The sequence below is a fragment of the Aquicoccus sp. genome (assembly GCF_041686535.1).
Classification (GTDB): domain Bacteria; phylum Pseudomonadota; class Alphaproteobacteria; order Rhodobacterales; family Rhodobacteraceae; genus Aquicoccus.
This window is the reverse complement of the sequence record NZ_JAWLDS010000150.1, coordinates 1-4,996: the sequence shown is the minus strand read 5'-3', so window position 1 is coordinate 4,996 and position 4,996 is coordinate 1. Positions and strand designations below refer to the sequence as shown.

Genomic DNA, 4,996 nt, shown 5'->3' with positions numbered 1-4,996 from the left:
GGGCGATTGAAGGCTGTAACGAGGAAAGTAAGATCCCCGGTTGGCGTCTGATCAATGATACGCTGCAACTCGGGGATGATAGGGATCTCCATCCTAACCGGTTTCCTGTTGCGTCCCTTATGTTGTGTGAAGACAAGCCATCCGTTTCTGACATGCTGACGACCGAACAGAACCAGGTCCGAACGTCGCTGTCCGGTGTAGATCGCCAGGGCTAAGGCAAGCCTCGCCTGGGTTTCGACCGGATGAACTTGTTCGAAGCGGGCGATTTCGTCCAACGACCAAGCATGAAAGCCGTCCGGGTTCCCCTTCAGATATTCGACCTTCTCCGCCGGGTTGTCGTCGTGATGATCATAAAGAAGGGCGAACTTATAGAGTTGACGCAGGGCCTTCACCATCGAATTGGCGGCTTCCGGGCGATCGGACATTGCGTCCCGCCGAACCCGAATATGCCTCGGCAGAAGAAGTGTGAAAGGCTTGTCCCCGTCGTTCTTGTTTTGACAGAACCGCTTTAGGATACGGCGCCGGACGATCGGTGTTTTAGGCCTGCTCCTGGGCCTCGCTTACGCCGCCGGGCTGCCGGGGGGGTCGCGTTCACGGTACACAGCCAGAGCCCGGTCGGTGCGCGCACCATCATGGCCCTGCTGTCTCTTTACCTCGAATTTCGGCGAGCGAGATAACCCGTGGAGCGCCGCATGAAAGCCCTGATCATCGCGGACGTCCATTTCGATCGGTAGACCGAGGCCGGGCGGGACCCGTTCGCGCACCTCACGCCCGGGGACCGGGTTGGGCTGGGGGCCTTGTTGATCGCCGGGGACCTGACCGACAAGCCCCGGGTCCGGTGGAAATACGCGATCCGGCACCTGGCACGGCATATCGACCCCGGCCGGATTCACATCATTCCCGGGAACCACGGTTATTACGATTTCCAGCTTGACCGGGACCACCGGCTGGCCGGGATCGCCGATGAGGAGGGGGCGCACCTCGGACAGAAGGCCGAGGTCGCGGTCGCCGGGGTGCGGTTCCTGTGCTGCTCTCTCTGGACTGACTTCGACCTGGCCGGCGACGCCAAGGACGCGCAGGTCGTCGCTCGTGAGAAGATGAACGACTACCGCTACATCCGGAACGCCGGGGCCGTATACCGGAAGATCCAACCGCACGAGACGGTCCGGGCCCATCAGGACCATCTGGCCTGGCTCGAGGACCGGCTGGCCCGGCCCCTCGAGCCTCACAAGCTTCCGGCTTTACAATCGCAACGAACGTGTGAGCGGCGAAAACCGCGACAACCTGCTTACGCCCGATGAATGGCAAGCCTGCGAAACCGCCGATCTGCCACCGCGCGAAGGCGGCGTTGTGATCGGCATCGATCTGGGCGGATCGGCCAGCATGACCGCCGCGGCGTTCTACTGGCCCAAGACCGGGCGGCTGGAAGCCGTTGCCACGTTCCCAAGTCAACCGTCGCTGATCGATCGCGGCCAGGCGGACGGCGTGGCCGGGCGCTATGTCGAGATGCAGGACAGGGCAGAGCTGACGGTTCTGGGTGACAAGACCGTTCCGGTGTCGCCCTGGCTGATCGAGGTGCTGCGCCACGTCGAGGATCAGCCGATCCTTGCCATGACGATGGATCGATGGAAGCAGGCCGAGCTGGGCGAGGCCATCGACCGGGCGGGCATCCGCGCGCCCCTGGTCTGGCGCGGGATGGGATTTCGTGACGGCGGCGAAGATTGTGATCGGTTCCGCCGCGCCGCTTTCGACGGAAATGTAAAGGAGCGCCCTTCCCTGCTGTTGCGCAGCGCCTTCGCGGATGCGGTCTGTCTGCGCGATCCGGCCAACAACCTCAAAATCGGCAAGGCCCGCTCGATGGGCCGGATCGACGCGGCGGCTGCAACAGTGCTGGCCGTGGCCGAGGGCGCGCGGATCGCTGGCCGGACCCAGAAAAAGGCGCGGGTGATATGGGCGTGAGGAAAGAGCACCACCGGCACAGCCGCAAGGTCACCAGCACCGCGCGCTGGCGCGCGCTGCGCATGGAGATCATCGAGCGCGACGGCGGGGCTTGTGTCCAGTGCGGCACACGCGGGCGGCTTGAGGTGGATCACATCAAATCGGTCCGCATCGCGCCCGAGCTGGGTTTTGATCCCGGCAACCTGCAAACGCTCTGCCCCGGTTGCCACACGAAAAAGACGCGAATCGAGTGCGGGCATCCCCCGCCCCGAAAGGACCGGCTCGACTGGTCGAAAGCTGTCGAGGCGCTTGAGCGTCCCGGCAATAAACCTGTGAGCAGAAAGGAATAACCATGCTCAATTCCGTGAGAATCCAGCGGCGGCAATCCGAAATCCGCCAGCAACTGGCCGAGCTGGTCGGCAATGAAACCCCGACCGAGGATGAAACTCGGTCCATGAGCGATCTCGACGCCGAGTATCGCGCCAACGAAACCCGCTATCGCGCCGCCCTGATCGCCGAGGATGAAGAGCGCCGTGAAGCCGGGGCCGAACTGGAGACGCGTTCGAGCCGTGAATGGTCCGAGATGATGGCCGGTTTCGAGATGCGCCAGGTCGCTCTGCACCTCGATGAGGGACGGCAGATCGACGGGCAGACGGCCGAGATCGTGCAGGAGCTGCGCAGCGCGGGCGGTTTCCGTGGCGTCCCGATCCCGTGGCAGGCGCTGGAGCAACGCGCGGGCGAGACGGTGGCCACTGGCACCCCCGATCCGATCAGCACCCGCCCGATCATCGATCGGCTTTTCCCGGATAGCATGGCGTCGGCCATGGGCGGGCAGATGATCACGATCGACCAGGGCGCGGCGGAATGGCCCGTTGTGACTTCGAGCGTCACGGCAGGATGGCAGGCGACCGAGACCGGCAATGTCGCGGGGCCGAGCGTCTACGCCACGACCGACCGCGCGATGACCCCGGCGCACATCTCGAGCAGATGGATGAGCCGGTGCGCCGCTGAAAAACCTTGACATGACCGCGCGACGTTGGTGTAGTCGCCTGACTATCCGTTAAGGATTCAGAGGAACGTCTACGCCATGTTCAACATGACCCCATCAGAGCTACAGGAGTTTTTGCACGAGCGTGCGCTGACCTCTGATGAGGTCATCAAGGCAACTGGCGTAGACAAGTTCGCTTTCCGGAATTGGATCAAACGCGGCACCTTGGAAATCGGGCATAAGCACCGCCTGGGACGCTTGGCTTTTTCTCCCGCGGACGCGATGCGTGTCTCTGCGATGGTCGACCTTGTAAGCAAGATAGGAATCTCCCCTTTGGCTGCTGCCAAGCTGGCGGAGCAACCTGTCAGGCTTGTCGAGACTTTTATCCAGGCGGAAGAAAAGCACCGTTCATCTGATGAGTATGACGGATTTTCTGCGCTGCCTGTGCCGATCGATAGGTTCGTTTCGGTGGCATTGGTCCAGAACGAAGAGGTGTTAACCTTTAACGCGTACTGGGACGAAGATCGCCTTTTCTTTTCCGGTGAGGATGCGGGGCGTGTAGAGGGTACACACCCGATGCTTAGTCTTTCCCATGTCGTTCTGGGTTCGGGGCTCATTGTCGATGACATCATGGAAAAAGTTCGCGCCCTCATGGACGAGGTGGTCGAATGAACCGCCCGTCCACCGTCAAGCAGGCTGATATTACTCGCGCCGTGAAGGGTGCGGTTAAGGCCGGTTTTGCGGTCGGGCGGATCGAGGTTGATCATGTGAAAGGCAGGGTGATCATTCACTTGGAGGGCGCTGGCGGGCAGGTCAAGCCGAACGAATGGGATGAGGTGCTGAGGTGAAGCGCAGCCGTTTTCCCTACGCGAAGAGCTACACCGACCGGCACGGCCGCAAGCGGTGGCGGTATCGCCACAAGGGATTTTCCCGCGAGCTGGGAACGGATTTTGGCAGCGACGAGTTCAAGCGCCGCTATGCCGGGGCTGAGGCCGAGTTTTTGGGCCGTCGCAAGGCCGGGGCCGGTGCGGATCGAACGATCCCCGGTTCTCTGTCCGATCTGGTGGCCAGCTATTACAAATCCCCCGAGTGGCGCGGCATCGGTGAAAGCACCAAGCGAACCTATCGCGGGCCGATCGAGAAGCTGCGCGCGAAGCATGGCGACAAGCCCATATCGGGGCTGGGGCGTAAGCACGTCATGGCGATCCTGGCCGAGAAGGCCGACACTCCGGCGGCGGCGAACAACCTGCGCAAGCGGCTGGCGCAGCTTCTGGATCACGCGATCGCGCTGGAATGGATCACCGTAAACCATGCGCGACAGATCAAGCCTTACCGCCTCGACGGCTCAGGCTTTCACGCATGGGATGAAGGCGAGATCGCGCGATTCTTCGAGGTGCATCCGCAAGGGACGCTGGCGCACCGGGCCGTGACGCTGATGCTCTACACCGGCGCCGCGCGTGTGGACGCGGTGGCGATTGGCCCTTGGAACATGAAGGGCGATCGGATCGAGTATCGGCGGCAAAAGACCATCCGCAGCAACGGCCAGCTGGTGAGCATTCCGGTGCACCCCGATCTGGCCGAGGTGCTGGCGGATCTGCCGAGCGATCGGCCGTATCTGGCGACCGCCTACGGCAAGCCTCGATCCCCCGACGGGCTGGGCAACGCGATGCGCGACTGGTGCGACAAGGCGGGGCTTTCTATTTGTTCCTCGCATGGCCTTCGCAAGGCATGCGCGCGGCGTCTGGCCGAGGCTGGCGCGTCTGCGCACGAGATCATGGCCGTGACCGGGCATAAGACGCTGGCCGAGGTGCAACGATACACCGAGACCGCGACCCGCGAAGGGCTGGCAGACTCTGCCATGGGAAGGCTGATCACACGGCCAAACAGGGAACAGACCGTGGTGAACCTGCCCGATAGGTTCACCACAAAATCCCGCCAAGCCACTGAAAAAAAAGGTAAATAGAATGGGGATTGGTAGGCCCGGAGGGACTCGAACCCCCAACCAAAGCGTTATGAGCGCTCTGCTCTGACCAATTGAGCTACAGGCCCTTCCACGATTACTGGTACGTG

General features: G+C 62.4%; 7 protein-coding genes, 1 tRNA gene and 1 pseudogene. 7 read left to right on the top strand and 2 right to left on the bottom strand.

Going from position 1 to position 4,996, the window contains the following annotated elements; genetic code table 11:
• A pseudogene (locus ACESL9_RS17035) lies at window positions 1-425 on the bottom strand (integrase); the annotation flags it as partial.
• A 375-nt stretch (window positions 426-800) separates the two neighbouring features.
• Here ACESL9_RS17035 and ACESL9_RS17030 point away from each other — a divergent pair.
• The 7 genes from ACESL9_RS17030 (at window position 801) to ACESL9_RS17000 (ending at window position 4,889) form a co-directional block, all read left to right on the top strand.
• The gene (locus ACESL9_RS17030) at window positions 801-1,301 is read left to right on the top strand and encodes a hypothetical protein (protein WP_372675299.1); all 501 of its coding nucleotides are present in this window, start codon (window positions 801-803) and stop codon (window positions 1,299-1,301) included.
• Window positions 1,261-1,959, top strand: coding sequence for a terminase TerL endonuclease subunit (locus tag ACESL9_RS17025; protein WP_372615331.1), 699 nt, complete (start codon window positions 1,261-1,263; stop codon window positions 1,957-1,959). Before ACESL9_RS17030 ends, ACESL9_RS17025 begins: the two co-directional genes overlap by 41 nt.
• On the top strand, window positions 1,950-2,288 hold the full coding sequence (locus tag ACESL9_RS17020) for an HNH endonuclease (RefSeq protein WP_372615332.1): 339 nt from the start codon (window positions 1,950-1,952) through the stop codon (window positions 2,286-2,288). Before ACESL9_RS17025 ends, ACESL9_RS17020 begins: the two co-directional genes overlap by 10 nt.
• Window positions 2,289-2,290: 2 nt before the next feature.
• Window positions 2,291-2,959 carry a hypothetical protein gene (locus tag ACESL9_RS17015; RefSeq protein ID WP_372615333.1) on the top strand — a complete coding sequence of 223 codons (669 nt, stop codon included), beginning with the start codon at window positions 2,291-2,293 and terminating at the stop codon, window positions 2,957-2,959.
• Between the two features lie 66 nt (window positions 2,960-3,025).
• The gene (locus ACESL9_RS17010) at window positions 3,026-3,598 is read left to right on the top strand and encodes a hypothetical protein (protein ID WP_372615334.1); all 573 of its coding nucleotides are present in this window, start codon (window positions 3,026-3,028) and stop codon (window positions 3,596-3,598) included.
• Window positions 3,595-3,774: a hypothetical protein gene (locus tag ACESL9_RS17005; RefSeq protein ID WP_372615335.1), complete on the top strand. Its 180-nt coding sequence runs from the start codon at window positions 3,595-3,597 to the stop codon at window positions 3,772-3,774. The genes ACESL9_RS17010 and ACESL9_RS17005 overlap by 4 nt, the downstream gene beginning before the upstream one ends.
• A complete protein-coding gene (locus ACESL9_RS17000) occupies window positions 3,771-4,889 on the top strand; it encodes a tyrosine-type recombinase/integrase (protein WP_372675298.1) in 1,119 nt (372 codons plus the stop codon). The genes ACESL9_RS17005 and ACESL9_RS17000 overlap by 4 nt, the downstream gene beginning before the upstream one ends.
• Window positions 4,890-4,898: 9 nt before the next feature.
• On the opposite strand, the gene ACESL9_RS16995 is transcribed toward ACESL9_RS17000, so the two are convergent.
• Window positions 4,899-4,975, bottom strand: a tRNA-Ile gene (locus tag ACESL9_RS16995).
• Between the last annotated feature and the right edge of the window lie 21 nt (window positions 4,976-4,996).

Excerpts from the sequence above, each read along its gene's own strand:
- ACESL9_RS17020 (WP_372615332.1), top strand. The coding sequence starts at position 1,950 with ATGGGCGTGAGGAAAGAGCACCACCGGCACAGCCGCAAGGTCACCAGC.
- ACESL9_RS17015 (WP_372615333.1), top strand. The coding sequence starts at position 2,291 with ATGCTCAATTCCGTGAGAATCCAGCGGCGGCAATCCGAAATCCGCCAG.
- ACESL9_RS17010 (WP_372615334.1), top strand. The coding sequence starts at position 3,026 with ATGTTCAACATGACCCCATCAGAGCTACAGGAGTTTTTGCACGAGCGT.
- ACESL9_RS17005 (WP_372615335.1), top strand. The coding sequence starts at position 3,595 with ATGAACCGCCCGTCCACCGTCAAGCAGGCTGATATTACTCGCGCCGTG.